This window comes from Silicimonas algicola (assembly GCF_003148765.1).
GTDB lineage: Bacteria > Pseudomonadota > Alphaproteobacteria > Rhodobacterales > Rhodobacteraceae > Silicimonas > Silicimonas algicola.
Window position 1 is genome coordinate 679,181 of the sequence record NZ_QGGV01000001.1, and the last position, 25,702, is coordinate 704,882.

Below are 25,702 nucleotides of genomic sequence, written 5' to 3' on the forward strand. Positions count from 1 at the left end.
TGAGGCTTCCGTGCGGGCCATGATCCGACCCGAACTTCCAGGGCCGCCGCGCCTGCGCTATCGCGCCTGTCTTGCCGTCTATGCGGCCCTGATGGCCTTGGCCGAGCCGTCGATCCGGCGCTACTTCCTGCGCCGCGCCGCCGCCGATCCGGCTTATGGCGAGCACCTGGAAGAGCGCGAGGGCAGGGGAGAGCGCATCGACGTAGACGTGTGGGTCCATGCCGTCTCCATGGGAGAGATGCGGTCCGCAGCGCCGCTCGTGCGCCTCCTTCTCGACGAAGGCCGCCGCGTCGTCACGACCCACGCGACACCGGCGGGACGCCGCGCCGCGGAGGCGGCCTTCGCTCCCGAGATCGCGGCGGGCCGTCTCGCCGTTCGCTACGCGCCGCTCGACCGCCCGGCCTACTGGGAGCGGTTTTTCGACGGCGCGCGGCCCCGCACCGGTCTGGTGATGGAGATGGAATTCTGGCCCTGGATGATCGAGGCCGCGGCGCGGGCCGGCGTGCCCCTCTGCCTCGTCAACAGCCAGGTGCCGGGTCGGAGCTTCCCGCGCGCTCGTCGTCTCGCCCGTCTCTTCGGCCATCCCGCGTCGCGCGCCGCGGCCGTCTTCGCGAAGTCCCCACGCATGGCCGACCGCTTCCGCGATCTTGGCGTCACCCGCGTCGAAGCCCTGGGCGAGACGCGCTTCGACATCCCGCTGCCCCAGGCGCAGATCGAAGCCGGCCGCCTCTTGTGTCAGGAGAGGCGCGTCCTGACGCTCGCGAGCGTGGTCGCGGGCGAAGAATCCGTGTTCGAGGACCTCGCGAAGGCGTTGCTTGCCGACCCTCAGCCGCCCCTGATCCTCTGGGTGCCGCGTGCGCCCGAACTTTTCGAGGCGACCGCCACACGTCTCGCCGACAAGGGTTTCCGCGTCGCGCGGCGCAGCGAGGTCATCGGCGCCGACCTTGTCCCCACGAGGCCGCTCGGCGACATACAGATCATCGTTGGCGATTCCCTCGGCGAGATGTTCTTCTACCTCGCACCGGCCTCCGCCGTCGTCGTCGGTGGCGGCTTCGTCGAAAAGGGAGCGCACAACGTGATCGAACCCCTGTCGCTCGGCAAGCCCGTGCTGACCGGCCCGCACGTCTGGACCATCGAGTTCCCGGGCGTCGAGGCCAAGGCTGCGGGCGTCCTGACCGTCGTCTCCGATCCCGCGAACCTGGCCCAGGCCGTGCGGCGCGCCATGGACGACGGAAGTGCCGGCGCCGAGGCGTTTCACGCCCTTCACAAGGGCGCATCTCGACGGATCGTCGATGCCATACGTCCCTGCCTGGAGGATCGGGCATGAAACTCGTGGCCGTCGTTCCAGTTCGGGGCGGCTCGAAGGGTTTGCCAGGAAAGAACCTGGCGACCCTTGCCGGCGTGCCGCTCTGGGAACGCGCCGTGGCGCAGGGTCGCGAGGTAGGGGCGGCGGAGGTGCTCGTGACGACCGACATCACCGACATTCTCTCGCGCGACCCAATGCCCGGCCTGACGCTCCTCGAACGCCCGGCAGAACTGGCACGGGACGACACGCCCATGGCGCCCGTCCTCTTGCACGCGCTCGCCCATATCGAGGGGCAGGCGCGCATCGTGCTGCTCCAGGCAACCTCGCCTTTGCGGTCGGTCGACGACATTCGCTCCGCCGTCGCTCTTCACGAAAGCGGCGCCTTCGACCTCGTCAAGACGGTGACCCCGACCAATCCCGGCGTCCTCAAGTACGGACGCATGGACGGCGTCCGCTTCGTGCCGTTGGCCGACCCGGCGTTCTGCTTTGCGAACCGACAGGGCCTGCCGCCCGTCATGCGTCCGAACGGGGCGGCCTATGTCTTCGACAAGGACTGGTTCCTCGCGAATGGCGGCTTCGTCACCGACCGTATCGGGGCCGTCGTCATGCCGGAAGATCGGGCGCAGGACATCGACACCGCCGAGGACTTCGCCCGCGCCGAGGCGATCCTGCGCGGCTAGTCGTCGTCGCGCGACGGGCGCGGATCGATCAGAAGTGCCGCGATCCAACCTGCCACGAATCCGCCCAGATGGGCCTCCCAGGCCAGGAGCCGGTCCATCGCGTAGTAGAGCGCCACGTTCAGCCCCAGAAGCAGCAAGACCGCCCGCGCCACGGGCCACAGCCGCTCGGACGTCGCGTAGCGATCGACGTATTCCCAGGCTAGGATCGCGCCCGCGAGACCGAAGAGCGCACCTGACGCGCCCACCATCGGACGATAGCTATCCGATAGCAGCGCGAAGCCCAAAGCGCCGCCAAGTAGCGACATGCCGTACAGCAAGAGATACCGCACAGTTCCCACGCGCAGAAGTACCGACCGGCTCAACGACAGAAGCGTCACCATGTTGAGGATGAGGTGGATGAGACCAGCGTGAAGGAAGCCGTAGCTCAGGAACATCGCCCATTGCTGGAAAGGATAATTTGGACGCCAGTTGCCCAGAAGACCACTCCAGAACCCGCCGTATTCGTAGACCGCCTGCCGGAAGCGAACCCCGCCGATAAGACCTGCATCGCCGGCCAGAAGCACAAGCTCGATCGCGACACAGACGCCGGCGATGACCCAGGCCGCGGTCAGTCCGCGTCCGGCGGGCGCGTCGGACCCTCCGTCAGTCGAAGGGTCCGGTGTCAATTCGTCAGAATCCGAAGGCGAAATCGCGCTCGACGTTCAGGAAGATCGAGTTCTGCGTCCGGTCGGTGCCGCCTTCGGTCGACAGGATGGTGCGCTCATAGCCGGCGCGCATCTGCCAGTCTTCCGTGAGGTCGCGGCGATAAGTCAGCGTGGCGACAGTTTCCTTGTCGTCGTCCGATCCGCTCAGTTCGTCGCTCATCACATAGCCGAGCCGCGCCTCGAAAGCCGAGATCATGTTGATCTCTTCGACGAAGCCGACTTCCAGCCTTGTATCGCGGAAAACATCCCCGTCGGAGGCGGTGATATCCTGCGACAGCGCGACCGTCAGGCCGCCGCGCGGTGTCGCTCTCAGATAGTTGACGCCGCCCGCGACCCGAAGCGAGTCGTCGCTTTCCTCGTCGACGACGCCAAGCGAGAACGACAGCGCACCTGTCGGCAACTCCATGGCGCGCGAAGCGATGGCCGAGGTGCGCCGACCCTCGTCATCGATGCGGCTAGCGACCGCCAGACCGAAGGTTCCGTTGTTCCGCTCCTGGGTTAAACCCAGGTCGAGGCCGATGCCGTCACGCACACTCGTGGTGCCGGTGTCGATTTCCGCCCGGTCGTAGAGGAGGTCGCCGAAGAAGCTCAGCCCGCCCGCCGTCGCGCCCTCGACGCCGGCACCAATGTAGGTCGTCGTCGTTTCGGTGCTGGTCAGGTCATCTTCTTCCAGAAGGTCATAGCCCGCCCGCAGGCGGTAGGTCAGCGCCTGGTTCGGTCGCAGCCGGGCCAGCGCGTCGAACGTCGCGCGGGTGTTGTCGACGAGGTCGGCGTCGACGACGTCCTCGTAGTCCCGGTCCGCGTATTCGGCCTTGAGATCAAGCTCGAACGGCCCGCCGATTCCCGTCTGGAGCCGTGCGCCGAGACCGGTCGCGGTGACCGTTCCGGAGTCGATGATCAGCACGTCGGGTCCGAGGTCGATGCCGAAGAAGGCCGATGTCGGGTCGAGAACCTCGTCGTCGAGTTGCCGCTCGCGGTAGGTGCCCGTCAAAGCGAAAAGGCTCGAGGCGCCCTCGCGGCGATAGTTCAGACCCGCGCTGTAGTTTCCGAACTCGAAGTCGTCTTCGGTCTCGCCGAAGATGTCGCCGATAAGCTCGGTGCCGATGTTGAACCGCAGGGACTCGGTCCGGGTCTCGGTCCCCATGTCGAGACCCAGCCTCGTCGTCGAGATCAGGCTGTCGCCCGTGGGGGAAACCGCCAGAATGGCGTTATCCGTCAGTTCGAGGCCCTGAGAAAAACTCAGGACCCCCAGACGGGCCGGACCCTCCTGCGCGAACGCAGGAGCGGCCAGAGCCGTAACCGAAAGCGTGAGGGTTGCCGTAAGAGATAGACCCGTCCGCAAATATGCCATTCGCCCTACTACTCGAAGAGGCGGCGCTCGGGCACGATGATCACGTCACCGTCCTGAAGACGGATATCCCTGCCAACCGCTGCCCCGTCCGCGATTGCTTTATAGTTAATGCGCGAAACCGACTGCTGTCCGGTCCGCGAGTCGGTGCGGCGAAGAAGAATGCGCTTCGTCGCAGCGAATTTCGTGAAGCCGCCGGTCTCGGCCAAGGCCTGGATCAGCGTGGTGCCGCGCGGCAGAGCCTTGCCGCCCGGGACTGCAATCTCGCCCATCATGAACACGTCGATGGTGGCGACACCCGTCGCCGCGACAGTGGGTTCGCTGAGTTGCTGAACGGTCACGAAGACGTTCGGCTGTGACGCGAAGTTCGACGCGATCCCCGAGGTGATCGCCGAGCCGAGGTCACTGGCTGTGCGGCCGCTGGCGCGCACGGTGCCCGCGAAGGGGAACGAGATCGTGCCATCGGGCAACACGAGGACGGACCGGTTCAACGACGGGTCCTCCAGCACTTCGACCTGAAGCGTGTCACCCGGCTTGATCTGATAACCGGACTGAGCTGCCGCGACAGTGGCGAACAGCATTGCAGCGATAGCAACAAGAAACTTTTTCATAGTCCCACCTTCCCTTGGGTTCACATAGCACTTCCGTGCCGACATTGGCCAGTTTTAATCTCTTTCCGTCCTAACCCTTAGCCTATTATCCCCTGTCGATCCAGCAGATGGCAGACCGATGCGATTAGGCCACTCTATGGTTTGGCCGGCTGGTCGGAGATTTTCTCCCTGGCCTCGGCGATTTGCGGGCGCGGATCGTCCTCGCCAGCGATGCGGACCGCCTCCGAGAAAGCCGCCGTCGCCTCTTCTGTTTGGCCCAGTTCCTCATAGGCACGCGCCAGATGGTAATAGACAATCGGATCCGAGACGAGCGCCTCTGCGGCGGGTTTCAGATAGCTCAACGCCTCTTCGACCTGTCCGCGCCGGAACAGGATCCAGCCATAGGTGTCCTGGAACGGCGGCACGTTCGTTCCGCGCAGGCGGCGCGCCACGGTGAACGCGCGATCGAGGCTCTCCGGATCCTCGCGGTAGGTCGCCAGAAGGCTTGCCAGGTTGTTCGCGACCACCAGAGAGTCGCTGTGGTCGGTGTAGATCTGCTCATAGATCGCGATTGCGCCGTCGATATCGTTCTCGCGCTCGAGGAAAGACGCCTTGGCCCAAAGAAGATCCGCGTCGTCGGGGATCCGCAGAAGCGCATCGTCGATCGCCTGTCGCGCCGGGTCGATCTTGCCCTGCGCACCAAGGATGCGAGCGTATTGAAGCACGTAAGTCGCGTCGTCGCTTTCCTCGGCCAGCGGACGAAGCGTCGCCTCGGCCGCCTCGAATTCGCCCACGGCAAGCTGCGTGCTGGCAAGAACCATCGTCACGCGCGGATTGTCCGGCATCTCCTTGGCCAGCTCGTTCGCCAGAGCCAGCGCCTCCTCGCCCCGGTTCTCGGCCAGGCGCGACTGGATCAGCGTGACCTTCGCGGCGCTGCCGGCGTCGTCCGAGGCGCCGGCCAGTTCCTCGAGAAAGGCCACGCCCTGTTCGCGGCCCTCGCGCCGCGAGATGATCTGAAGCCTCAGTTCGTCCGCCGCCAGTTTCGGTGCGGGTCCTTCGAGTCGCCGCAGCGAAGCCTCGACCCCCTCGGCCCGCGACCAGTCTTCGGTCGCAAGGTAGATCTGGCCCAGCATCCGCAGCAGGGGCAGGCTGCCCGGCGACAGCCGCAGCGCAGAAATCACTGTGTTCTCGGCGGCCGAGTAACGCTTTTCGCGCATCAGCACGGTGGCATAACGCAGGCTTTCGTCCGGCGCGTTGGCCGAGGCCTCGACCGCCAGCGCCAGAAGGTCCTGCGCCAGTTCCGGTTCGCCGTTCCGCTCATAGGCGCGCGCCATCAGCGACATCGCCTCGGCGTCCTCCGGCTCCTGGTCCAGAGCGCGGCGCAGGGTACTGATCGCCTCGTCGGCCTGGTCGCCATCGATCTGCCATTGGGCAGTCATCTTCAGCGCCTCGACCTGGTTGGCGTCGTGGGCCAGAACCGCCTCGACAAGTTGCCGCGCACCGACCTCGTTGCCGGTCGCCATCAGCATTCGGGCGAGAGTGACCTTGTAGCGGTCCGTCTCCTCGTCCGCGGGGGCACCGTCGATGACGCCTTCGAGGATCGCCACGGCCTCGTCCCTTCGCCCTGCGTCGAACAGGACACCCGCCTTCAGCGCCTGAAGAACGCGCGCGTTCTCGTAAAGCGGCAAGGCCGTCTCGATTTCGGCCAGCGCGGCCTCGTCGCCCTTCGTCTGCCGAAGGAAGGTGATGAGCGCGACATGTGCCCCGACCTTGTTCTCGGTCGTGCCCACCTCGGACCTCAGGAAATCCTCGGCGCCGGCCGTGTTGCCCTCCTGAGCCAGAAGCTGGATCAGAAGTGCCTTCGTTTCGGTGTCATCGGGATACTTCTCGACGGTATCGCGCAAGTGCGCTTCTAGCGCGGGATAGTCTTCCTTGCGCGCCAGCAGCATCGCCTTCACGCGATAGAACGCACGGGCCTGACGGGGGCGGGAACCCGCGATCGCGGCGTCGGTCACGGCGATGGCCTTGTCGAGTTCGCCTTCCTGCTGGTAGCCCTCGATCAAGACGCGCTGAAGGACTTCGCTGTCGGGATGCTCCTTGGCTAGGGCTTCGGCATCCCGCGTCAACTCGCGCATGCGGGCCTGGTCCTTGTCCGTCACGCTCTTGCGGAATTCGAGCGCCAGGAAGGGAATATCCGCCCCCTCCACCTCGGTGCCGGCCGCGCGGATGGCTGCTGCGCCGCGTTGGGCCTCGTCCCAGTTCTGCGACAGGATCGCCAGCTCGGTCAGCGCCAGCCTCACGCCCATGTCGTTCGGGTCGATCTCGGCCAGCGAGACATAGCTCTGGTACGCTTCGCCAAGATTGCCCATTTCGCGCGAGGCTTCGGCATAGGCCAGCCGGGCGCCCTTGTGGGTCTTGTTGAGCGTGAAGACGTTGCGGAATTCCACGAGGGCGCGTCGCAGGTCGCCCTGTTCAAGAAGCTCGAGGCCGCTCTGATAGTGCTTCTCGGCCCGCTCTTCCGCCGAATCGCAGGCGCCAATCGCCAGGATGGAAACGGCGATGATGGCGGCGCGGCGAAACCTGCTCATGCGAAAATTGCTCCTGAACCCCGAATGCCGCCTGTCATAGCGCTTTGGAGTAGGTGCAACCAGCATAATGCGCCCCCGTGACAGGTCACGAGAGCGCGAGTGTTGTGCGGATCAGACGCCGGTGCCGCGCAGAACGACGCCCACAGTCTGGGCCACGATGCGCGCATCGCCGAGGAAGCTGACGCTTTGAGCATAGCTGTCGTCGAAGTTGGCGCGGTCGGCAAAGCTGCTTTCGTTGCGGGCCGAGACCTGCCAGTTGCCGGTCAGCCCGGGGCGAAGGCGATAATAGCCGTTGCCCGAATAAAGCGCCTGTTGCGACGGCATCATCGGCCGCGGACCAACCAACGACATCTCGCCGGCCAGTACGTTCAGAAGCTGCGGAAGCTCGTCCACCGAGCTGCGGCGCAGGATGCGGCCGATCGGCGTCACGCGGGGATCGACGGAAAGCTTCTGCTTCGCGTTCCACTCGGCGCGCGCGGTCGGGTCGGATTCGAGGTGCCGCTCGAGCTGGGCCTCGGCGTCGGCGACCATGGTGCGGAACTTCCAGATGCGGAAGCGCCGCCCGTCGCGGCCGATACGCTCCTGCCGGAACAGCGGAGACTTGCCGTCCTGCGCGAAGATCAGCGCCGAAAGGACCAGCATGAAGGGCATAAGGAAGGGCAGGGCCATGAATACCAGGCCCAGATCAACCGTGCGCTTCAGATAGGATGAGTAGAAACCCCGTGACCGGGGCGACGCGGAACGAGGCAGCGCTTGAACATTTGAAGCAGCTTCGATGCGCGAGGCATGTACCGTCATAACCTTTTACCGAGCGAGGTCGGCCCCCTGGAACTCACAAGACTCAAAATTTTCACATTTCCCGACCGGCAGACGGATCGAAACGTGTAGACTGGTTGTAGCACCCGCCTCTGGGGAAATCAAAGAAGATTGTCGATTCACGCATGAAAACGGGCCCAAGCCTGCCCGTTTCAGCAGCCTGTCGTTAGACCCGTGCTAATCTTTTGAACAAAACCTCGCCATGTTCTGCCTTCATCCTGCCGTAATCGAGGCTCTGAGGGTAAGTTAGGGTTAACGCTAGGTCAGTCAACAATATGTTCGATTTGTGCACATTGTTCCCGCACGATGGACAGCCAGAGCCTGCGCCGCACTTGCGATTCGACGGCCGCTCACCGATGGTCCCCGTGAAGTGATTGCAGAAATGCCGCAGAAGCGACATGATGTCGGCCCATCGGCGTTGCATGCAGACGCGAGGCAGGCGACGCCCTATATGTCCCCCGAGAGTTAGTGAGACATATGACGAGTACCGATCTATACATGGAGTTCTTCGGGTTTTCGGAGCGTCCCTTCACGCTTCTGCCCGATCCGGATTTCCTCTTTTGGTCCCGGGCGCACCGCAGGGCCTTTTCCGTGCTGGAATATGGGGTTATGACCCGATCGCCGATCACGGTGATCACCGGCGAGGTCGGCGTCGGCAAGACAACCCTGATCCAGAAGCTCCTCCAGACTCTCGATGACGACATCACGCTTGGGCTCGTGTCGAACGCACAGGGCGGTCGTGGCGAGCTTCTGCAGTGGGCGCTGAACTCGCTCGGCGTCGACACCGATTTCCACGGGGCCTACGTCACGCTCTTCCAGCAGCTTCAAGACTTCGTGATCGAGGAATATGCGGCGGGCCGCCGCGTGATCCTCCTCATCGACGAGGCGCAGAACCTGTCCATCGAAGGTCTCGAAGAGCTTCGGATGCTGACCAACATCAACTCGAACAAGGACGAGCTGCTCCAGCTTATCCTCGTGGGTCAGCCCGAGTTGCGTCAGATGATCATGCGGCCCGAGCTTCGGCAGTTCGCGCAGCGGGTCACCGCAACTTATCACATTCCTTCCCTCGACCGCGCGGCTGTGGCCGGCTACATCCAGCACCGCCTGACCCATGTCGGCGGCACCGGATCCGAGTTCACGTCCGAGGCCATCGACCTCGTCCATCACCACACGCACGGCATCCCGCGCCTTGTGAACAAGCTGTGCGATTTCTCTATGGTCTATGCCGCAACGGAAGAGAGACGCGTCGTCGACGCCGCGATCATCGAGGAAGTGCTCGATGACGGCATCTTCCTGCCCACGGTGCAATCTGCCGGAGAAGCCGCGGAATGAATACCGATCTCAAGTTCTACTATGCGCTGTTCCTGCAGCGCCTGCCCGTCATGGCAGTCATCTTCGCCGTCTTCACGGCACTCGGCATCGCGCTCGCGCTGACACTTCCGCCGCGCTACCGCGCCGAAGCGATCCTGGTCGTCGAAGGCTCGAAGATCCCGGTCGACCTGCGTGCCTTCGAAGATGAGACCGAGGCGACCGAGCAGCTACAGATCATGGAAAAGCAGCTTATGACGCGGTCGAACCTGATCGACCTCGCCAACCGCCACCGCGTCTTCGCGGGCGAGGTCGGGATGACGCCGGACGACGTGGTCGAGAGGATGCGCGAGCTGACCGACATCGAGCTTGTCTCGGGTCGGGATCGCGCGACGATCATGACCGTTTCGTTTCTGTCGGGCGATGCCAAGACCTCGGCCGACGTGGTCAACGACTTCGTGACCATCGTCCTGAAGGCCGACGCCGAGACGCGCATTGCGGGCTCGGGCGACACGCTTGAGTTCTTCGACCAGCAGGTCCAGCGCTACTCGGGCGACCTGTCGCGCCAGAGCGAAAAGATCGTCGCCTACAAGGAAGCGAACAAGGATGCCCTGCCTGAGGAACAGACCTACCGCCTGTCACAGCAGACATCCCTCCAGGATCGCCTGAACCTCGCCGACCGCGACCTCGCTTCGCTGCGCGACCAGCGGGCCCGCCTACTTGCAGTGGGCGAAGCCAGCGGCGTTCCGACGGTCAACATGACGCCCGACCAGCAGCAGTTGTCGGACCTCGAGAACGAGCTGAACGCCGCGCTGGCGATCTATTCGGAAACGAACCCGAAGGTGACGATCCTTCAGGCGAGGATCGCGTCGATCAAGCGTCGCATGATGCGGTCGGGCACGACACCCTCGACCGATGCGGAAGGCAGTCCCACGTCGGTCGCCAGCACGATGCTCGACCTGCAACTCGCCGAGATCGATTCGCGGATCGACTACCTCGAAAAGGAAAAGGTCCGGACCGAAGCCGACATGCAGAAACTGCGCGTCGCCATCGAACGCACGCCGAGCGTCGCAATCGGGCTTCAGGCGCTGGAAAGCGAATATGCCTCGCTCCAGATCCAGATGAACCAGGCCGTCGCCGCGCGCGCCGCCGCCCGGCAGGGGGTCGAGATCGAGTCCGCCGCCAAGGGGCAGCGCATCTCGGTGCTCGAACAGGCAACGCAGCCCTCCGCCCCGAACTCGCCGAACCGCAAGCTCGTGGCGGGTGGCGGTGTCTTCGTCGGCACCGCGCTGGCCGCAGCCTTCTTTGGTCTGGGTGAGCTTCTGAACCGCACGATCCGGCGGCCGATCGACCTGTCGCGCGCACTTGGTGTGCAGCCTCTGGTCACCATCCCGTTCCTCGAGGAAGAGACGGCGCGTCGCCGCCGCCGCATCCTCAAGACCGTCTTCACGATCGCCATGCTGATCGCCGTTCCGGCGGCACTCTGGGCGGTGCATACCTTCTACCTGCCACTCGACCTCCTCATCGAGGATCTGATGGCGCGGGTGGGGCTTTGAGCGGAGCCGACTGAGACATGGAAAAACTGCAAGCCGCACTGGCCCGGGCACGCGAGAAGCGCGAGGGCGGAACCGACAGACCGCTGCGCACCACGGACGTCACGGCGCGCAACCGCGCCCGGCGCGCGGCCAAGGATGGCGCCATCGGCGAAAGATGGGCCTCCATCGGCATGTTCGAGGCTTCGCCCAAGCGGATGCACGACAGCCGCATCTACTCGAGCGAAGCCTCGGTCGAAGCGCAACATTTCGACATCCTGCGCACCAAGCTCTTCCTCGAGATGCGCCGGAACGACTGGACCCGCATCGCCATCACCTCGGCGACCGCGGGCTGCGGAAAGACCACGACCGCCTGCAACCTGATCGCCGGCATGGGCCGCCAGCCCGAGACGCGCGGGATGCTGTTCGACATGGACTTCCGCCGCCCGGCCGTCGCCAAATTCTTCGGCGCGGCCCCCGGCTCCAGCCTCGAGGACGTCTTCCTCGGCAACGTCGACTTTGCCGACCAGGCGATGCGGCTTGATGAGAACACCTCGGTCTCGGTCACGACCCGCATCGTCGCCGATCCCGCGCGCGTGATCCTGCGCTCGCAGACCTCCGAGATTCTCGACCAGATCCAGGCCGACTATCGGCCCGACCTCATGCTGTTCGACATGCCGCCGGTTCTCGTCAGCGACGAGACGCGGGGCTTCCTCAAACTGGTCGACGCCGTCCTGATCGTGGCCGCCGCGGACATGACGACAGTGGCGCAGGTCGACGAGGTGGAACGCGAGGTTGCTCAATATTCCAACGTCGCCGGCATCGTACTGAACAAGTGCCGCTTCATGGACGAAGGCTACGGCTACTCCTACTGAGGCAGCCGGTCCGCCGGAAAAACTCACCTGAGTTTATCGACACAAGGCGGACCTTCGGGTCCGTCTTTTTCTATTCCGCAGGGAAGGGCCGCCGTCCGACCGAGACGTAGGCCGCAAACCCGGCCTCTTCGGCGTCCTTGGCCGAATAGATGTTCCGGAAGTCGGCCATCCTGGCGTTCGCCATGCTGGCAGCGATCCGGCCCAGGTCGAGGGCGCGGAATTCGTTCCACTCGGTGAGGATCACCACGAGGTCGGCCCCTTCAGATGCCGTATAGGCATCCGCATCCCAAGCCACATTCGGCAAAAGCGTCTCGCCCTCCCGCCGGCCCTGGGGGTCGACGGCATGGACCTTTGCCCCTCCGCCCACGAGCGCGGGAACGATGGTCAGCGACGGCGCATCCCGCATGTCGTCGGTGTTCGGCTTGAAGGTCACGCCGAGGACCGCGATCTTCTTGCCGTTGAACGATCCCCCGCAGAGGTCGCGCAGCTTCTCGATCATGCGGCGCTTCACGCGCTCGTTCACCTCGATCACCGCTTCGGTGATCGTCATGGGCGAAGCATAGTCCTGCCCGATCCGCGCCAGCGCGCTGGTATCCTTGGGAAAGCACGAGCCGCCGTATCCGGGCCCCGCGTGCAGGAACTTGTTGCCGATCCGCCCGTCCAGCCCCATGCCCTTCGACACTTCCCGCACGTCCGCGCCGGTCTTCTCGCACAGCGCCGCGATTTCGTTGATGAAGGTGATCTTCGTGGCCAGGAAGGCGTTCGCCGCGTACTTGATCATCTCGGCCGACTCGAGGTCCGTCGTCACGATCGGAAAGTCGCGCAGGAAGAGCGGACGATAGACATCCTCCATCACCTTCGAGGCGCGTTCGGTCTCGATCCCCACGACCACGCGGTCAGGCCGCATGAAGTCGTCGATGGCCGCACCTTCGCGCAGGAACTCTGGGTTCGACGCCACGTCGAAGTCCAGATCCGGGTTCGCCCGCCGCACGACTTCGGCCACCTTGCGGTTCGTGCCCACTGGCACGGTCGACTTGGTGACGATCACCAGATAGTCCGTCGCCGCCTTCGCGATCTCCTCCGCCGCCGCCATGACGTAGGTGAGGTCGGCATGACCGTCGCCCCGCCGTGTCGGCGTGCCGACTGCGATGAACACCGCTTCCGCGCCCGTGATTGCCGCCTTCAGGTCTTGGGTGAAGGACAACCGTCCCGCGGCCACGTTCCGCGCCAGAAGCGCATCGAGACCCGGCTCGTAGATCGGGACCCCGCCCTTTTCCAGCCGTCCGATCTTGGACGCGTCCTTGTCGACGCAGACCACGTCATGGCCGAAGTCCGAGAAGCAGACACCAGATACGAGGCCGACATAGCCGGTTCCGATCATCGCGATACGCATGAAACACAATCCTTATCCGTCGGGCGTCTCAGACGCCGTAATAATTCCGATACCATGTGACGAAGGCGGGCACCCCGCGGTCGAGCCCCGTGGATGGGGCATATCCCGTGATCGCCTTCAAGAGGGTCGTGTCCGACCACGTCGCCGGAACGTCGCCGGCCTGCATCTCCATCAGGTTGCGCACGGCCGAGACTCCAAGCGCTGTCTCGATGGTCGAGATGAAGGCGTCCAGCGTATCCGGCGCCGCCTTTCCGATGTTCACTATCCTGAACGGTGCGACCGGGCTCAGGCTGTCGAAGTCGCCGAGCCGCTCTTCGGGAAAGACATTCGCCAGCCGCCACACCGCCTCGACGAGGTCGTCGACGAAGGTGAAGTCCCGCCGCATCCGGCCCTGGTTGTAGACGTCGATCTCGCGCCCTTCCAGCATCGCGCGGACGAACTTGAACAGCGCCATGTCGGGCCGGCCCCAGGGGCCATAGACCGTGAAGAAGCGGAACATCACGGTCGGCAGCCCATAGAGGTGCGCATAGGAATGCGCCATCGCCTCGGTCGCCTTCTTGGTCGCGGCGTAGAAGGACATCTGGCTGTCGGCCTTGTCCGTCTCGGCGTAGGGCATGTCCTCGTTCGCGCCGTAGACCGACGAGGTCGACGCCATCAGAAGCCGCGCGCCGGGATTGGCCCGCGCCGCTTCCAGCAGCTCGAACGTCCCTTGCAGGTTGGCCTCGACATAGCTGCGCGGCGCCTCGATCGAATGGCGCACGCCCGCCTGAGCGGCGAGGTGGACGACATGCTCGGGCGAATGTTCGGACATCACCGCGGCCAGCAGGCCCGGCGTCTCGATCCGCCCCTCGACCTCGTGATACTCCGGGAATTCGGCCAGCAATGCCGCCCGGTCGCGCTTCAGCTTCGGGTCGTAGTACTCGGTGAACGCATCCACGCCGACGACACGCCAGCCTTCCTCCAGCCAACGGCGCGCGACATGGTAGCCGATGAATCCCGCCGATCCCGTGACGAGGGCGGTTCTCACTCAGCCTCCCCCGCGACCTGTCGCAGGTAGGCGCCATAGGCGTTCTTGCCGAGGGGCTCGGCGGCGGACAGAAGGTCGGCCTTGGTGATCCAGCCCTGCTCGAAGGCGATCTCTTCCGGCGATCCGGTCTGAAGCCCCTGACGGGCCGTAAGCGTGCGGACGAAGTTGCCCGCGTCCAGAAGCGAGCCGTGGGTGCCGGTGTCGAGCCAGGCGAAACCGCGGCCCATCTTCTCGACCGTCAGCGCGCCGTCCATGAGATACATTTCCAGAAGGTCGGTGATCTCCAGCTCACCGCGCGGCGAGGGCTTCACCAGGGCTGCCCGTTCCGACGCCGTGCCATCGAGGAAGTAAAGACCCGTCACGGCGTAGTTCGACGGCGGCTTGGATGGCTTCTCGATGATCTGCGTGACCCGGTCGCCTTCGTAGGCGAGGACGCCATAGCGCTCGGGGTCGGCCACGCGATAGCCGAAGACCGTGCCTCCCGTCTCCTGCGCGTCGGCGCGGTGGAGCATCACGGGCAGCGAGTGGCCGAAATAGATGTTGTCGCCCAGGACCATCGCGGACGGCGCGCCGCCCAGGAAGTCGGCCGCCAGCAGATAGGCCTGCGCCAGCCCGTCGGGCGAGGGTTGGACGATCCACTCGAACTTCAGACCCCATTGCGAGCCGTCGCCGAGCAGCCGCATGAACTGCTCCTGGTCCTGCGGCGTCGTGATGATCGCGATCTCGCGGATCCCGGCCAACATCAGGACCGACAGCGGGTAATAAATCATCGGCTTGTCGTAGATGGGCAGAAGCTGTTTCGACACACCGATGGTGATCGGGTAAAGCCGCGTACCCGAGCCTCCGGCCAGGATGATGCCCTTGCGCTTGGTCATGCGGTCAGTTCCTTCAATACGTCGGACAGCCCCCGCCGCCAGTCCGGGCGGGAGATGCCGTATGCCTCTGCCAGAGTGGCGCAGTCTAGCCGCGAATTGAGCGGCCTTTGGGCGGGCGTGGGGTAATCCTGCGTCGGGATCCCTGCCACGTCGACCTTCAGCCCAGCCTGCGCGAAGATTTCGTACGCGAAACCGGCCCAGCTCACGTCTGGCGTTCCGGCGAAGTGATGGGTGCCGCCCGGCGCGCCATTCGCAAGGGCCGCGGCGATCGTGAAACAGGCGTCGGCGATGTCTGCCGCAGGGGTCGGGCCGCCGATCTGGTCATTCACGATGGTGAGCTTGTCCCTCGTTTCGGCAAGCCGCAGCATCGTGCGCACGAAGTTCGACCCATGCGCCGAGAACACCCACGACGTGCGCAGGATCACGGCCCGGCAGCCCGACGCCGCGATGGCTTTCTCTCCAGCCAGCTTCGACGCGCCATAGGCATTGAGCGGCCCGGTCGCGGCATCGGGCGCACGGGCCTCGTCGGTATCTCCCGGAAAGACGTAGTCGGTCGAGAGATGGACAAGCGGCACCCCTGCCTCGGCACAGCCCTCGGCAAGACGACCGACTGAGGTCCCGTTGATCCGCTTCGCCAGTTCCGGCTCGCTCTCGGCGGTGTCGACGGCGGTATAGGCCACGGCGTTGATCGCGGCGTCGGCCTCCAGCGCCTTCGCCGCCTGATAGACTTGCTGCGGCACGCTGAAGTTCGCGACCTCGCGCCCGATCCTCTCGACCGTGATGCCGTCAGGAACCCGCCTCAGAAGCTCTGTCGAGACCTGGCCCTTGCCGCCGAAGACCGCGATCCTCACGACGCCTTCCCCCGACGCTCCATCGCGACGGTCAGAAGGGGACGCCACCACTCCTCGTTGGCGAGATACCAGTCGACGGTCTTGGCAAGCCCTTCCTCCAGCGTGACGGACGGCCGCCAGCCCAGTTCTTCGCGGATGCGCGACGGATCGATTGCATAGCGCAGGTCATGGCCGGGACGGTCGGTGACGAACTCGACGAGGCGATCGTGCGGCGCCGCATGCGGACGGCGCTCGTCGAGAAGGCGGCAGATGGTGCGGACAAGGTCGATGTTGCGCGCCTCATTTTCACCCCCGATGTTGTAGCTTCGCCCGACAACGCCTTGTTCCAGAACAAGAAGCAGCGCATCAGCGTGATCTTCGACATAAAGCCAGTCGCGCACGTTCTCGCCCGCGCCATAGACCGGGATCGCGCGCCCATGCAGCGCATTCAGGATGACCACCGGGATCAGCTTCTCGGGGAAGTGGTAGGGCCCGTAGTTGTTCGAGCAGTTGGTCAGGACGACCGGCAGGCCATAAGTCTCGTGCCAGGCGCGGACCAGATGGTCCGACGATGCCTTCGACGCCGAATAGGGCGAGCGCGGGTCGTAGGGCGTGTCCTCGGTGAACTTGCCTGTCGGTCCGAGCGAGCCGAAAACCTCGTCGGTCGAGATGTGATGAAAGCGGAACGACTCCGGTTTTCCCTCTGCAGTCCAATAGCTTCTGGCCGCTTCCAGAAGTGTGTAGGTGCCGGTCACGTTGGTCTCGATGAACGCCGCGGGTCCGTCGATGGAGCGGTCGACATGGCTCTCCGCGGCGAGGTGCATCACCGCATCGGGACGGTGGCGCGCGAGGACGTCGTCGAGGCCTGCGCGATCGGTGATCGACACCTTCTCGAAGGCATATCCGGGCGCGTTCGACACCGGCGCCACGTTGGCAAGGTTCGCGGCATAGGTCAGCGCGTCGAGGTTGACGATCTCGTGGCCGCGACGAATGCCCTGGCGCACGACGGCGGACCCGATGAAGCCCGCGCCTCCGGTAACGAGGATCTTCATGCGCCGGTCCACTCGAAGGGGCTTTGCCAGTCCGAGAAGGGCACAGCTTCGGCGTCTTTGGGCGAGATGATCGGGTCGGTGTCGCAGGACCAGTCGATGCCGCAGGAGTCCCACCGGACTGCGCCGTCGCAGTCGGCGGAATAGTAATCGCTTACCTTGTAGACGATCTCGGTATTCGGCTCGCGCGTGATGAATCCGTGCAGAAATCCAATCGGGACAAGAACTTGCCGCCCGTTGTCGAAGCTGAGGTCGACAGACAGAGACTGTCCGTAGGTCGGTGAGCCGTTACGCACGTCAACGATCACGTCGGTCAGCGATCCGCGCCCGCAGCGCACCAGCTTTGCCTGAGCGTGGGGCGGGGCCTGGTAGTGCAAGCCGCGCAGGGTGCAGACCTCGGTCGAAAGGGAATGATTGTCCTGCACGAAGTCGAGGTCGATCCCGGCCTCTTCCATGCGGCGGCGGCTCCAGGATTCCGAGAAAAAGCCCCGGTGGTCTCCGTGTCGTGCCGGCTCGATGACCAGGGCGCCGGGAAGGGCTGTTTCACTGACGATCATGATTACTCCGGACGCTCCGGGCACCCGATAGCAGGAAGGACCGCATCCGTCACGCCCGTTGCCAAAACCTCGGCAAAGCGTCGCTGAGGGACGTTGCGAATGGGAAACACAGGGTCAAAGGGTCGTGACGGAAGAGAAATCCGGTGCAATTTTGACAAGCATGGCCGCCTCACCGGGAACGATCCGTCCCGCGTCGAGACCCACGACACGCGCGGGAACCGACGTCGCGAGGCGCAGCGCAGTAGCAGTCTCGACCCCGAGGTCGCGCGTCAGGAGGCGCAGGGCGCCCGTCATCTCGAGGTCGGCCCCTGCGAGCGTTCCATCCTCGAGTGTCAGTCGGCCGTCGGCGCGGATCACGCGGCGACCGGCCAAGGTAAAGCCGTCGATGTCGGAGGCGGCGGTCGCCATGGCGTCGGTGACGAGGAAGATGCCGTCGGACCCGGCCTTCGCGGCCAGCGCAATACTCAGGGCGGCGGGATGGACATGCTGGCCGTCCGCGATCAGACCCGCGCTGACGCGGCTGTCCGCGAGAACCGCGCCGACGAGGCCGGGCGCGCGCGCCGTCATCTGGCTCATGGCGTTGAAGAGGTGGGTCGCGGCATGGGCGCCCGCGTCGATTGCCACCGTGCAAGTCTCGAACGCCGCATCGGTGTGGCCGAGGGAGACGACTGCCCCCGCCGTTGTCAGGCGCGCGATCTGGTGGGGCGTCACGCGTTCGGGCGCCACGGTCAGCATGAGTGCGGGGAGGGCGCGGGCTGCGGCCTCGAGTTCCGTCACGTCGGCGTCAGTCATGTCGCGCAGGACGGCGGGGTCGTGCGCGCCGGGACGTGCGATATGCGGGCCTTCGAGGTGCAGGCCCGCAATGCCGGGGATGCCTTGAGCGATGGCTTCCGTCACGGCAGCGATGGCGGCCGTCGTGACTTCAGGCTCGCTCGAGATCAGCGTCGGTAACAGGTGCGTCGTGCCCAGACTGCGGTGCGCCTCGGTGATGCGGCGGAGGGTGGAGACCGAGGGATCGTCGTTGAAGTTGACCCCGCCGCCGCCATTGACCTGGAGGTCGACGAACCCGGGGGCGAGGATGGCGCCGCCCAGGTCCTCGATGTCGCCCTGCGCCTCCGCGTCCAGGCCGAGCCAGGTGACGCGGCCCTGTTCCATTCGGACCGCGAGGCCGAGCCGCAACGTCTCGCCATCGAAGACCGGGCCGCCGATGTAGGTGACGCTCATGCCGGCAGCTCGCGGGCGAAGTCGGCGGCGAGGGCGAGGGCCCCGTCAAGGGGAGTGCCGAGAGCCGGCCGGAGAGCCGTGCGGAGGGGATGCGGCAGGACCGTCGAGAATGCCGGACCGACGCCGCCCGTCAGGCAGAGCGGAAGGTCGTCGGTCCAGCCGAGCGCGGGCAGGATGCGCGCGAAGTAGGCCGCGCCGTCGGTAATGATTCTTCGCGCCACGGGATCGTCGATGGCATCGGTGACGGCTGAGGCGAGGCGGGCGATCTCGTCCGGCCCGGCTTCGGTGGCGAAGGCAATCACGCCAGCCGCGCCGTCGAACCGGAAAAGAAGCGTCTCGGTCAGATCCGTCGCGGGACCGGTGCCGTCTGCGGCTTCGAGCGAGGCTGACAAAGCGGCGCGCGCGATGGAGTAGGCCGATGCATCGTCGCCTAGGACATGGCCATGCCCGCCTGCCGTCCGGAAATTGCCACGCGGGTCCTGCACCGCGACGAAGGATCCGGTCCCCGCGTGAAGCACCCCGCCCGCCTCGGTTCCGAGCGCGCCCCGGACGGCGGCGCGGCGATCCTCCTCGACCCGGACGCGGTTAAGCGGCAGAGCCGCCTCGGCGCGACGGCACAGATCCGGTGTGATGGCGCCTGCCAGAGCGAGGTAGGCCGGCACTTCGCCGAGGTTGCACCCCGTATGCGCAGAGAGCGTGGAGAGGCCGGCACGGATCGACCTCAGAGCGCCCTCGAAGTCGCTTGAGAGATTGGCAGGTCCGCTCTCGGCCGTCGCCGGTATGCCTTTCCTCCAGAGGACGAGGCGGCAGCCTGTGCCGCCGCCGTCGACGGCGATCAGCGCTTCGGGATGTGGCGCGTCAGCTCGCATGGCCGCCATTCACCACGAAGGGCCGGCGGCTGGCAAGCGCGCCTCAGACCTTCCAGAAGCAGAATACGCCCCAGAGGATCGAGAGGGCGAGCGGCCACCAGAGCGGCATCCCCATGATCCCGAGCCAGGCGAGGAAGATGTAGACAGTGCCGAGAAGCGTGATGAACAGCCGGTCGCCGCGTGTCGTGGTCAGCCCCAGGATGCCGCGCCGCTTTGCGCCGCCGGGCCAGGCGATCTCGACCGCCGTGAGGACGGCCATCGCGCCGAAGATGCCGACGAAGACGGCTGCCGTCGCGGCTGTCCAGGCCATCCAGGTGCCGCCGAAGAGCGGCTCGGTCCAGGAAAAGCCGGTCGGTTCCTGGGCCTTGCCGACGTTGCCCCAGCCCTGCGCGAGGGCGGTGGAGGGCAGGAGCGCTAGAAGAAGGACAAGGCGGCGCATCACACCCTCCCCAGGGCGAAGCCCTTGGCGATGTAGTTGCGCACGAAGTAGATCACGATGGCGCCGGGGATGATCGTGAGCGTTCCCGCAGCCGCCAGGAGCCCAAGTTCGTAGCCTGCCGAGGACGCCGTGCGCGTCATGGTCGCGGCGATGGGCTTGGCCTCCACTGCCGTCAGGGTCTTGGCCAGCAGAAGCTCGACCCAGGAGAACATGAAGCAGAAGAAGGCCGCCACGCCCACGCCCGCCTTGATCGTGGGCAGGAAGATCGACGTGAAGAAGCGCGGAAAGGAATAGCCGTCGACATAGGCGGTCTCGTCCAGTTCCTTCGGCACGCCGGACATGAAGCCTTCGAGGATCCACACGGCGAGCGGGATGTTGAAGAGGCAATGCGCCAACGCCACGGCGATGTGCGTGTCGAAGAGGCCGATGGCCGAGTAAAGCTGGAAGAACGGCAGCGCGAAAACCGCCGCCGGGGCCATGCGGTTCGTCAACAGCCAGAAGAACAGGTGCTTGTCGCCAAGAAAGCGGTAGCGCGAGAAGGCATAGGCGGCGGGCAGGGCGACGGCGACCGAAATCACCGTGTTCAGAGAGACATAGATAATCGAGTTGATGTAGCCCCAGTACCAGGTCGGGTTGGTGAAGATCTCGCGGTAGTTCTCGAGCGTGAAGCGCTGCGGGAACAGCGAGAAGCCCCCAAGGATCTCGTTCGTCGTCTTGAACGACATCGCCACCAGCCAGTAGATCGGCAGCATCAGGAACAGGATGTAGAAGAATGGGATCAGGTATCTGGGTCGCATCGGCCTACTCCTGGTCGTCCTTGGTCATCAGCGTGTAGAACAGCCACGACACGAAGAGGGTTATGGCGAAGTAGATCAGGCTCATCGCCGCCGCCGGGCCCAGGTCGAACTGGCCGAGGGCGATCTTGACGAGGTCGATCGACAGTAGCGTGGTCGAGTTGCCGGGGCCGCCGCCGGTCAGGACGAAAGGCTCGGTGTAGATGTTGAAGCTGTCCATGAACCGCAGAAGGATCGCGATGGTCAGGACGGTCTTCATCTTCGGCAACTGGATGTAGCGGAAGACCTTCCAGTTCGACGCGCCGTCGATCTTGGCCGCCTGGTAATAGGCGTCGGGGATCGACACGAGCCCGGCGTAGCACAGAAGGACAACGAGCGAGGTCCAGTGCCACACGTCCATCACGATGATCGTGATCCAGGCCGCGACGGGCTGCTGAGTCATGTCGTAGTGGATGCCGAGGACATCGTTCAGGAAATAGCCGAGCAGGCCGATGCGGGGCAGGGTGAAGATGTTCCACATCGAGCCCACGACGTTCCACGGGATCAGCATGGGCAGCGCCATGAGGACGAGGCACACCGGCACCCAGAAGCCGCGGCGCGGCATGGCGAGCGCTATGGCGATGCCGAGCGGCACCTCGATGATCAGGATCATGAAGGTGAAGAAAAACTGCCGCCCGAGCGAAGCGTGGAAGCGTTCGGACCGCAGGATCTGCTCGAACCAGCCGAGACCCTCCCAGAAGAACTGGTTGTTCCCGAAGGTCTCCTGCACCGAATAGTTGACCACCGTCATCAGAGGCACGAGGGCGTTGAAGGCAACGAGGATCAAGACCGGCAGGACGAAGAACCAAGCCTTCTGGTTTTCGGTCTTCATTCGCGTGTCTCCGCTTCCGTGGCGAGCCAGCCGTCGAGGTAGAGCCGCGTCTGATCGCGGCGGAAATCGAGGTGCACGGTCTCGCCCTTTGCGGGCGCGTCGCCCTGGATGATGGCGGCGACCTTGGTATCGCCCGCGCGGGTCTCGACCAGGATATGGCGGCCGAGGTCGGCGACCTTGGTGACGACCGCTTCCAGACCCTGATCGGCGAGCGATACATACTCGGGGCGGACGCCGATCTGCGCAAGCGTGCCGGTCTTGACGATGCGGCCTTCGAGCGGGACCGGGCGGCCCACGAAGAATGCGCCACCGTCCCGCAACTCGGCGGGCAGGACGTTCATGCCGGGTGAGCCGATGAAGTGGCCGACGAAGGTGTGGGCCGGACGCTCGAACAGGTCGACCGGCGTGCCGATCTGGACGATGACTCCAAGGTCCATGACGACGACTTGGTCGGCGAAGGTCAGCGCCTCGGTCTGGTCGTGGGTGACGTAGATCATCGTCGCACGCACGCGCTGGTGCAGTTCCTTCAGCTTTGAGCGCAGCTTCCACTTCAGGTGCGGGTCGATGACGGTCAGGGGTTCGTCAAACATGACGACGTTGACGTCCTCGCGGACGAGGCCCCGGCCCATGGAGATCTTCTGCTTATTGTCGGGCGTCAGGTGCGCGGCGCGGGTCTTCAGCATCGACGTGACCTCGAGCATCTCGGCGATAGCCGTGACGCGCGCCTTCACCACATCCTCGGGCCGGCCGCGGTTCCTGAGCGGGAAGGCCAGGTTGTCGTAGACGCTCATGGTGTCGTAGATGACCGGAAACTGGAACACCTGCGCGATGTTGCGCTTCGCCGGCGGCAGGTCGGTCACGTCCGTCTCGTCGAAGAGAATGCGGCCCTCGGACGGCTGAAGAAGCCCCGATATGATGTTGAGAAGCGTAGACTTTCCGCAACCGGAGGGGCCGAGAAGGGCATAGGCCCCGCCATCGTCCCAGACGTGGTCGATCTCTTTCAGCGCATAGTCGTCCGGCTGCGGGTCCGGCACATAGCTGTGTCTGAGTTTCGACAGGGTGATCTTCGCCATGTCCCCTCCTTCAGGCCGCAAGCGTGCCGTCCGGCGCGAACCAGAGACACTGCGATGGATCGAGGAAGAACTGGTGGTTGTCTCCGACCTTGTAGGGGTGGACGCCGTGCGACAGCGACACCCAGTTGTCGGCCCCCATCTTGAAGTGCGCGCTCGATTCCGAGCCCGACAGTTCGGTCACGAGGATGGTTCCGGTCAACGGGACGACGGCACGGTCCGAGCGGGCCGGTACGACGTGGTTCGGGCGGACCGCCATCATGTAGGCGCCGTCGGTCAGCGCCGCGTGCGGCCCGGCCAGCGTCCAGGACGCCTTGTCGCCCAGACGGGCCTCTCCGCCGCGCTTCACGACGGTGGCGGTGTTGATCGGCGGGTTCGAGAAGACGCGGGCAGCCTCGAGGCTGACGGGCCGGCGATAGATCTGCGCCGTGGGACCGAACTGCACGACCTTGCCATCGCTCATCAGCGTTGTCTTGCCGCCCAGAAGAAGCGCCTCCTCGGGCTCGGAGGTCGCATAGACGACGACCGCGCCGCGACCGGCGAACAACTCCGGCAACTGGTCGCGCAATTCCTCGCGCAGCTTGTAGTCGAGGTTGGCGAGCGGCTCATCGAGAAATACGGCCTGGCTCTCCTTGACGATGGCGCGGGCGAGGGCGGTTCGCTGCTGCTGGCCGCCCGACAGCTCCTGAGGGCGACGCTTCAGCATGGGCTTGAGCTGGAGGATGCGTGCGGCTTCCTCCACCCGGCCCTCGATCTCGGACTTCGACATGCCTGCGACCCGAAGCGGGGAGGCGATGTTGTCGAAGACCGTCATGTGGGGATAGTTGACGAAGAACTGGTGGACGAGGCTGATGTTGCGCTTCTGCGTGTTCAGCTTCGTCACGTCGCGTCCGTTCATCACGATGCGGCCCGACGCCACGGGATCGAGCCCGGCCATCAGCTTGATGAGCGACGTCTTGCCCGAGCCGGTCTCGCCCAGGAGCACGTTGAAGTGCCCGGGTTCGAGGGTCAGCGTGGCCGCCTTGATGTGGGTGACCGCGCCGACGCGCTTGGTGACGTTGTGAAGTTCGATGGTCATCAGGATCCGCCTGTCAAGGAGCCAGGGCCCGCGAGGGGCCCCGGCAGGTCGGCCGGACCGGGAGGATTCGGTCCGGCCCCGGTCTCAGTTCTCGGCCCACTGCTTGACGAGTTCGTCGTAGTTGACGGTCTCGCCCTGGGGCTTCTCATTGTCGAGCTTGGCCTTGGCGCCGCCCTTGCCGATCCACTCGGACGGATCCTTTGGCTCGTTCAGGCGCGGGCCGCAGCCTCCGTAGACGTTGGCCTGCTCGTCCGCCTGCTGCATCCGGGCCATGGTGATGTCCATCTCCTCGGCGAGACGGTCCATGGCTTCTTGAGGCGTGAAGGCACCCGAGTTCACGTCACCGATCTGCTGCCACCAGATCTGGGCCAGCTTCGGATAGTCGGGGACGTTGATGCCCGTGGGCGACCACCGCACGCGGTCGGGCGAGCGGTAGAACTCGACCAGACCACCCAACTGCGGCGCGCGTTCGGTGAAGCTGTCGCCTCGCACCGTGCTGTCGCGGATGAAGGTAAGTCCCACATGCGACTTCTTGGTGTCGACGGTTTTCGAGGTCACGAACTGCGCATAGAGCCATGCGGCTTGGGCGCGTTCGGACGGCGTCGACTTGAGGAACGTCCACGAGCCCACGTCCTGGTAGCCGACCTTCTGGCCTTCTTCCCAGTAGGGACCGTGCGGGCTGGGCGCCATCTTCCAGAGCGGCGTGCCCTCGTCGTCCACCGTGTTGTTGCCGGCCGATTTCGGCGCGACCATGTCCGCGGTGAAGGCTGTGTACCAGAAGATCTGCTGGGCAACGTTGCCCTGCGAAAGGGCTGGAAGCGACTGGTAGAAGTCATAGGACGCAGCACCCGGAGGAGCGTACTTCCGAAGCCACTCGTCCCATTTGGCGATGGCATAGACCGCCGCCGGGCCATTCGCCGCGCCGCCACGAGATACGGACGCGCCGGATGGGTTGCAGGACCCCGCTTCCATGCGGATGCCCCATTCGTCGATCGGGACTCCGTTCGGCTCGCCCGGAGAACCGGCACCGGCCATCGAGAGCCAGGCGTCGGTCATGCGCCAACCCAGGTCGGGCGCGCGCTTGCCATAGTCCATGTGGCCGTAGATCTGGACGCCGTCGATTTCCTTCACGTCGTTGGTGAAGAATTCCGCGATGTCCTCATAGGCCGACCAGTTGACCGGAACGCCCAGCTCGTAGCCGTACTTGGCCTTGAACTGCTCCTTCAGGTCCTCGCGGTCGAACCAGTCCTTGCGGAACCAGTAGAGGTTCGCGAACTGCTGGTCCGGAAGCTGGTAGAGGTTGCCGTCGGGGCCGGTCGTGAACTGGATACCCATGAAATCATCGAGATCCAGCGTCGGCGAGGTCGTGTCGGCCCAGTCGCCCGCCATCTGTTCGGTCAGGTTGTAGGCAAGCTGAAGCCGCGAGTGCGTGCCGATCAGGTCCGAGTCGTTGACGTAGCCGTCGTAGAGGTTCCGTTGCGTCTGCATCTGCGTCTGCACGGCCTGGACCACTTCGCCCTCGCCGAGGATCTGGTGGTTCACCTTGATCCCGGTGATCTCTTCGAACGCCTTTGTGAGCGTCTCGGATTCGTAGCTGTGCGTCGGGATGCCTTCGGACAGGACGTTGATTTCGGTTCCGGCGAACGGAGCCGCCGCATCAATGAACCACTGCATCTCGGCAAGTTGCTCGTCTCGGGTCAGGACAGAGGGTTGGAACTCCTCGTCGACCCACTTTTCCGCGGCCGCCATGTCGGCCCAAGCGGAATGCGTGCCCGCGATGACGGCACTGGCCGCGACCGCGGAGTAAAGATACTTGCGCATCTTTCACCTCCCTGGGTTTCGTTTGTGTAGTAATCCTCCACGCCGGAATGCCTAAAGG

At 65.0% G+C, this 25,702-nt stretch carries 24 protein-coding genes; 5 read left to right on the plus strand and 19 right to left on the minus strand.

The annotated features are described in order from the left end of the window. Positions 1–19: 19 nt before the first annotated feature. Both C8D95_RS03445 and C8D95_RS03450 read left to right on the plus strand, forming a co-directional pair. On the plus strand, positions 20–1,327 hold the full coding sequence (locus tag C8D95_RS03445; RefSeq protein ID WP_109757712.1) for a 3-deoxy-D-manno-octulosonic acid transferase: 1,308 nt from the start codon (positions 20–22) through the stop codon (positions 1,325–1,327). Next, positions 1,324–1,986, plus strand: a complete 663-nt coding sequence (locus C8D95_RS03450) for an acylneuraminate cytidylyltransferase family protein (protein ID WP_109757713.1) — start codon at positions 1,324–1,326, stop codon at positions 1,984–1,986. The genes C8D95_RS03445 and C8D95_RS03450 overlap by 4 nt, the downstream gene beginning before the upstream one ends. Here C8D95_RS03450 and C8D95_RS03455 read toward each other — a convergent pair. The 5 genes from C8D95_RS03455 to C8D95_RS03475 all read right to left on the minus strand — a co-directional run bounded on the left by C8D95_RS03455 (position 1,983) and on the right by C8D95_RS03475 (position 8,014). Continuing rightward, entirely contained in the window at positions 1,983–2,651 is a 669-nt protein-coding gene (locus tag C8D95_RS03455; protein WP_109757714.1) for a rhomboid family intramembrane serine protease, read from the minus strand. The two genes, C8D95_RS03450 and C8D95_RS03455, sit on opposite strands and share 4 nt — an antisense overlap. Before the next feature lie 4 nt (positions 2,652–2,655). After that, a complete protein-coding gene (locus tag C8D95_RS03460) occupies positions 2,656–4,041 on the minus strand; it encodes a hypothetical protein (RefSeq protein ID WP_109757715.1) in 1,386 nt (461 codons plus the stop codon). An 8-nt stretch (positions 4,042–4,049) separates the two neighbouring features. Next, positions 4,050–4,649: a polysaccharide biosynthesis/export family protein gene (locus C8D95_RS03465; protein WP_109757716.1), complete on the minus strand. Its 600-nt coding sequence runs from the start codon at positions 4,647–4,649 to the stop codon at positions 4,050–4,052. A 134-nt stretch (positions 4,650–4,783) separates the two neighbouring features. After that, complete coding sequence (locus C8D95_RS03470) at positions 4,784–7,216, minus strand: tetratricopeptide repeat protein (protein ID WP_170121468.1); 2,433 nt, start codon at positions 7,214–7,216, stop codon at positions 4,784–4,786. 111 nt (positions 7,217–7,327) lie between these two features. After that, positions 7,328–8,014: a sugar transferase gene (locus tag C8D95_RS03475; protein WP_109757718.1), complete on the minus strand. Its 687-nt coding sequence runs from the start codon at positions 8,012–8,014 to the stop codon at positions 7,328–7,330. A 495-nt stretch (positions 8,015–8,509) separates the two neighbouring features. Between C8D95_RS03475 and C8D95_RS03480 the strand changes: the two genes are divergently transcribed. The 3 genes from C8D95_RS03480 to C8D95_RS03490 are packed head-to-tail and all read left to right on the plus strand — an operon-like array spanning position 8,510 to position 11,747. Then, a complete protein-coding gene (locus C8D95_RS03480; protein WP_109757719.1) occupies positions 8,510–9,364 on the plus strand; it encodes an ExeA family protein in 855 nt (284 codons plus the stop codon). Next, entirely contained in the window at positions 9,361–10,896 is a 1,536-nt protein-coding gene (locus tag C8D95_RS03485; protein ID WP_109757720.1) for a GumC family protein, read from the plus strand. Before C8D95_RS03480 ends, C8D95_RS03485 begins: the two co-directional genes overlap by 4 nt. Before the next feature lie 17 nt (positions 10,897–10,913). Then, complete coding sequence (locus tag C8D95_RS03490) at positions 10,914–11,747, plus strand: tyrosine-protein kinase family protein (protein WP_109757721.1); 834 nt, start codon at positions 10,914–10,916, stop codon at positions 11,745–11,747. A 70-nt stretch (positions 11,748–11,817) separates the two neighbouring features. On the opposite strand, the gene C8D95_RS03495 is transcribed toward C8D95_RS03490, so the two are convergent. The 14 genes from C8D95_RS03495 to C8D95_RS03560 all read right to left on the minus strand — a co-directional run bounded on the left by C8D95_RS03495 (position 11,818) and on the right by C8D95_RS03560 (position 25,644). Beyond that, complete coding sequence (locus C8D95_RS03495; protein WP_109757722.1) at positions 11,818–13,140, minus strand: UDP-glucose dehydrogenase family protein; 1,323 nt, start codon at positions 13,138–13,140, stop codon at positions 11,818–11,820. A 28-nt stretch (positions 13,141–13,168) separates the two neighbouring features. Next, positions 13,169–14,167 (minus strand): NAD-dependent epimerase/dehydratase family protein, encoded by a 999-nt coding sequence (locus tag C8D95_RS03500; protein WP_109757723.1) that lies wholly within the window; start codon positions 14,165–14,167, stop codon positions 13,169–13,171. Next, the gene (gene rfbA / locus C8D95_RS03505; RefSeq protein WP_109757724.1) at positions 14,164–15,042 is read right to left on the minus strand and encodes a glucose-1-phosphate thymidylyltransferase RfbA; all 879 of its coding nucleotides are present in this window, start codon (positions 15,040–15,042) and stop codon (positions 14,164–14,166) included. Before rfbA ends, C8D95_RS03500 begins: the two co-directional genes overlap by 4 nt. Then, positions 15,039–15,893, minus strand: coding sequence for a dTDP-4-dehydrorhamnose reductase (gene rfbD, locus C8D95_RS03510; protein WP_109757725.1), 855 nt, complete (start codon positions 15,891–15,893; stop codon positions 15,039–15,041). Before rfbD ends, rfbA begins: the two co-directional genes overlap by 4 nt. Further along, positions 15,890–16,924: a dTDP-glucose 4,6-dehydratase gene (gene rfbB, locus C8D95_RS03515; protein ID WP_109757726.1), complete on the minus strand. Its 1,035-nt coding sequence runs from the start codon at positions 16,922–16,924 to the stop codon at positions 15,890–15,892. The genes rfbD and rfbB overlap by 4 nt, the downstream gene beginning before the upstream one ends. After that, positions 16,921–17,478 (minus strand): dTDP-4-dehydrorhamnose 3,5-epimerase, encoded by a 558-nt coding sequence (gene rfbC, locus C8D95_RS03520; protein WP_109757727.1) that lies wholly within the window; start codon positions 17,476–17,478, stop codon positions 16,921–16,923. Before rfbC ends, rfbB begins: the two co-directional genes overlap by 4 nt. A gap of 114 nt (positions 17,479–17,592) precedes the next feature. Continuing rightward, complete coding sequence (gene nagA, locus C8D95_RS03525) at positions 17,593–18,702, minus strand: N-acetylglucosamine-6-phosphate deacetylase (protein ID WP_109757728.1); 1,110 nt, start codon at positions 18,700–18,702, stop codon at positions 17,593–17,595. Further along, on the minus strand, positions 18,699–19,571 hold the full coding sequence (locus C8D95_RS03530) for a glucosamine kinase nucleotide-binding domain-containing protein (RefSeq protein ID WP_164721570.1): 873 nt from the start codon (positions 19,569–19,571) through the stop codon (positions 18,699–18,701). The genes nagA and C8D95_RS03530 overlap by 4 nt, the downstream gene beginning before the upstream one ends. Before the next feature lie 43 nt (positions 19,572–19,614). Further along, positions 19,615–19,881 carry a DUF2160 domain-containing protein gene (locus tag C8D95_RS03535; protein WP_338143063.1) on the minus strand — a complete coding sequence of 89 codons (267 nt, stop codon included), beginning with the start codon at positions 19,879–19,881 and terminating at the stop codon, positions 19,615–19,617. Between the two features lie 128 nt (positions 19,882–20,009). Then, positions 20,010–20,807 (minus strand): carbohydrate ABC transporter permease, encoded by a 798-nt coding sequence (locus C8D95_RS03540; RefSeq protein ID WP_109757731.1) that lies wholly within the window; start codon positions 20,805–20,807, stop codon positions 20,010–20,012. A gap of 4 nt (positions 20,808–20,811) precedes the next feature. Next, complete coding sequence (locus C8D95_RS03545; protein WP_109757732.1) at positions 20,812–21,675, minus strand: carbohydrate ABC transporter permease; 864 nt, start codon at positions 21,673–21,675, stop codon at positions 20,812–20,814. Then, positions 21,672–22,748, minus strand: a complete 1,077-nt coding sequence (locus C8D95_RS03550; RefSeq protein ID WP_109757733.1) for an ABC transporter ATP-binding protein — start codon at positions 22,746–22,748, stop codon at positions 21,672–21,674. Before C8D95_RS03550 ends, C8D95_RS03545 begins: the two co-directional genes overlap by 4 nt. Before the next feature lie 10 nt (positions 22,749–22,758). Beyond that, a complete protein-coding gene (locus C8D95_RS03555; protein ID WP_109757734.1) occupies positions 22,759–23,823 on the minus strand; it encodes an ABC transporter ATP-binding protein in 1,065 nt (354 codons plus the stop codon). An 84-nt stretch (positions 23,824–23,907) separates the two neighbouring features. After that, the gene (locus tag C8D95_RS03560) at positions 23,908–25,644 is read right to left on the minus strand and encodes an ABC transporter substrate-binding protein (protein ID WP_109757735.1); all 1,737 of its coding nucleotides are present in this window, start codon (positions 25,642–25,644) and stop codon (positions 23,908–23,910) included. Between the last annotated feature and the right edge of the window lie 58 nt (positions 25,645–25,702).